Raw genomic sequence first — 3669 nt, forward strand, 5'->3', positions numbered from 1 at the left:
TGATACGCCTTTCCCTCTGCTCCTTTTTCTTCTGTTCCTCGCGCCTCTGCATTTTACGGTCATAACTGGTTATAATTTTTTCCTGTTTCTGTTCCGTATTCTGAGTTTCCTTTTTAGACATGATGAAATGTCTCCTTCCTATTTTCTCTGCCATAATTCCGGCAAAGCAGCTATGCGTTTTTTGCGCACTGTTCATTTTACCGTATTTATGGCAAAAAGTGAAGCTATTTCACATATTTTTCAAGTTTTTCCACTATATTTTTGATGCAGCCCACTTCAAAAGGACTTTCCAATCCTGCCTCCTTGAGCAGGTTCGTGTAAAAGTCGCTGGCGGAAAGCTTACAGAGCTTCAGATAGCTGTCCCAGGCGCCCTTAAAATCCTCGTCCATTTTTATCTTATACTGCAAGGCGCAGGTCTGAGCCAGACAGTAATCAATATAATACAAGGGATAATCATAAATGTGAAGCTGCTTCTGCCAGAAGCCTCCCTGTCCGAAAAACCGATCCTCCCCGTAGTCCAGATGGGGCTTATACTCCTTTTCCAGCTCTCTCCAGGCCGCCTTTCTCTCCTTTGGAGTCATATTGGGATTTTCATACACAATATGCTGAAATTCATCCACCATGCAGCCGTAAGGAATAAACGCAGCCGCATCCTCCAGGTGCATTGTCACATAATCCTGGGCCTTGTCTCCAAAAAACAGAGGCATCCACCTTTCCGCAAAAAATTCCATGGACATGGAGTGGATTTCCGCCGTCTCCATACCGATATCCCCATGCTCTCTGATCGGGTCCTTGCCGGAAAGATAACCCTGAAAGGCATGACCGCACTCATGGGTAATCACATCCACATCCCCGCTGGTTCCGTTGAAATTGGCAAAAATAAAAGGCGCTCCATACAAGGGCAGATAGGTCATATAACCTCCGGCCCTTTTGTTTTTTCTGCCAAGCACATCAAAAAGCTGGTTTTCCATCATAAAATCAAAAAATTCCTTAGTCTCCGGGGACAGCTCTTCATACATCCTCTGTCCCGCCTTCAGGATTTCCTCCGGAGAGCCCGTGGGCGCAGGATTTCCCTGGGCAAAGTAAACCTGTTCGTCTATAAAGCTCAGCTTGTCAAGCCCCAGGCGCTTTCTTCTCTGTTCATGGAGCCTTTCTGCAAAGGGCACAAAATATTCTTTGATCTGTTTTCGGAAAGCCTCCACCTCTTCTCTGCCGTAGCAGTTTCGGTTCATGCGAAAGTAACCAAGCTCCAGATAATTTTCATATCCCATCTCTTTTGCCTGTCTGGTTCTGTTCTTTACCAGCCTGTCAAAAATTTCATCCAGCTTGTCCGCATTCTCTTCAAAAAAGGCGCTCATCCTCTCCCATGCCTTCGCCCGCACCGCCCGGTCCGGGCTGATCAGATAAGGGCGCAGAAGGGACAGATTCAGTTCCTTGCCGTCAAAGGCAATCCTGGCCTTGGCGATCAGCTTGTCATACTCCATGGTAAGGCTGTTTTCCTCCTGCATCAGGGGGATAATCTTTTCATTCATGGATTTCTGGGCCAGCTCCATATTTTTGAAGGCCACAGGCCCTATTTTTTCCTCCAGATACGCTCTATAAGGGGAGGCATACAGCTTCTTCTGGTATTCCAGCACGAGATTGCTGTAAAAGGGGCCCTTTTCATCATAATATTGATGCTCCTTATCATAAAATTCATCGCTGGTATCCCCGTCAAAACGTATCTGTGCGATGGTCATCAGGGTGGACACCCGGTCCGTCAGGGCATAGTATTTCTGGTGCACGGCAAACTGGGCCTCCCCGCTTTCTGCCTCCTCAAACTCCTTCATCAGCTCTTTCATTTCCGCTTCCACCTGTGCAAAGTCCACACGTTCATATGGCATATCCTGAAATTTCATTTTTTCCTCTCTTTCTGCCGCGTAAGCAGCTTCCTCCAATCCAAAGGGGTATCTGTTCCTTCCCTCTTCCCTTTTTTCAATGAATCTATTGTACAGTATTCCGTGGGCACTGTAAATCATGCGGGAAACTTTTTCGAAAAAAGGAGCGCCGCATCCGCAGCGCTCCCTTAAAAAATAGAATCCTTTTTCAAACAAAACAAATTCCCTCTACAGCTCCATAAAAATGGTGTCATACGCCCCGATGGTCACCGTCTTATCTCCCACATGGGTGGGAATGGTTGTGGTCTGTTCCTCTTCGCTGTTGTTGATCACTACCAGCTTACGGCTCTCAGGATAGTAGGCACATTCCGTATAGAGATTATCAGTCATATACAAGCCGCTTACGCCCTCCCCTCCGGCATAGCGGATCAGCTGATAAAGCATACGGGTGTTCTCCGGGTTTACCTGGAAGGAGGCCAGATAAATGCCCTTGCCCTTCCCGAAATCATGAACGGTCACTAAGGGCTTGTCATCCTGGGCCAAAAGCACCCTTGCCTGGCCGTCCGTGAGATACCGGTTCTCCTTGGGCAAAACCCTTGCCCCCCTGGGAAGGATATGCTCACTGTCAGAAGGCTCAAAGGTCCATCTTCCATGGCAGACCCTGGCGCCCGTATCCTCATCCACACCCAGCACATGGGCCATGCGGAAATAATTGTCATATCCCTGTACAGCCGAGGGTTCGTTGACTCCCAGAAAGACGCCGCCCTGATACACCCATTTTGTAAGCGCAGTCACCAGCTCCTCGTCTCTCCAGGCGTCTCCTCCGCTCCATGCACTGCCTGCATAACCGGCGTTGATCACTACATCCACATCCTCCAGCGCGCCCTTCTTTACATCCTCAAAGGAAAGAAAGCTTACCTCTATAGGCAGCCCGGAAAGAGCCTCGTTGATATGGATCAGATCGTGCATATAGGTTTCATGAAAATGGCCGGAAAGCGTCCAGGAGCGCAGCGCTCCCCAGCTGTGCAGCACCGCTGCCCTTGTCTTGATGGTATAGGGTCTGCCCTTCTCATGGAAGGAGCGTATCAGCCGAAATTCATCCGACACCTTTTCTATGTAATCGCAGAAATCAGGATAAGGCTCCACCAGATGCAGATAGCCGCCCAGGCCGATACGGTCAATTTTAGCCCGAAGCAGAGCCCTTCTCACACTGTTCCAATATTTTTTGGCATCCAGGGTGGGATTTCCTCCCTCCATAAAGGTAGGTGCACCCCCCAGTCCCACGGGGAACAGATAGGGGTGCAGGCGCAGCTCGTGGGTGGGCACATCCACGCCCGCACAGAGCCTTGCCTCGTATCCTGAAAATACACATTTGATCAAGCCGTCAAACCCAAACTCCTGAAACCGTCCGTTGTAAGGCTCCACGCCCACCCAGCTGTCGTCGTAAAACACATAAGCCTTTTTTCCGTAGCTGTGCACCAGATCAATGAGCTTTTTTCCAAAGGAAATCACAAAATCATTGATAAATTCCATCCAGTCGGCCTTTTTCCTGTTTCCCGGCATATGTGTCACATGGAGGTTGCCCTTGTTGATAAAGTCCTCAGCGGTCATGGCATAGCCGTACTTCTTTTCAAATTCATTCAAGGCCCGGCTGCTCACCGTAAAATCGTAGGAGCCCCAATCCGAGAAAAGATTGCGGTTTCTTTCGCTGCTGCCCCAAATCCACACAAAATTATAAAACATGGAGGTAAAGCGCACCACTGTGGTATCCGGGTGGGTCTCACACCAATTC

2 protein-coding genes are annotated in these 3669 nt (G+C 49.0%); both read right to left on the minus strand.

Translation table 11 applies throughout. The features are described from left to right. Positions 1-224: 224 nt before the first annotated feature. Positions 225-1898, minus strand: coding sequence for a M3 family oligoendopeptidase (locus AC1WIP_RS12990; RefSeq protein WP_481142224.1), 1674 nt, complete (start codon positions 1896-1898; stop codon positions 225-227). Positions 1899-2105: 207 nt separating this feature from the next. Next, positions 2106-3669: 1,3-beta-galactosyl-N-acetylhexosamine phosphorylase N-terminal domain-containing protein (locus AC1WIP_RS12995; RefSeq protein ID WP_481142225.1), on the minus strand; the 1564-nt coding region annotated here is incomplete at its 5' end.

Source organism: Acetatifactor sp. (assembly GCF_982438285.1).

Excerpts from the sequence above, each read along its gene's own strand:
- AC1WIP_RS12990 (WP_481142224.1), bottom strand. The coding sequence starts at position 1,898 with ATGAAATTTCAGGATATGCCATATGAACGTGTGGACTTTGCACAGGTG.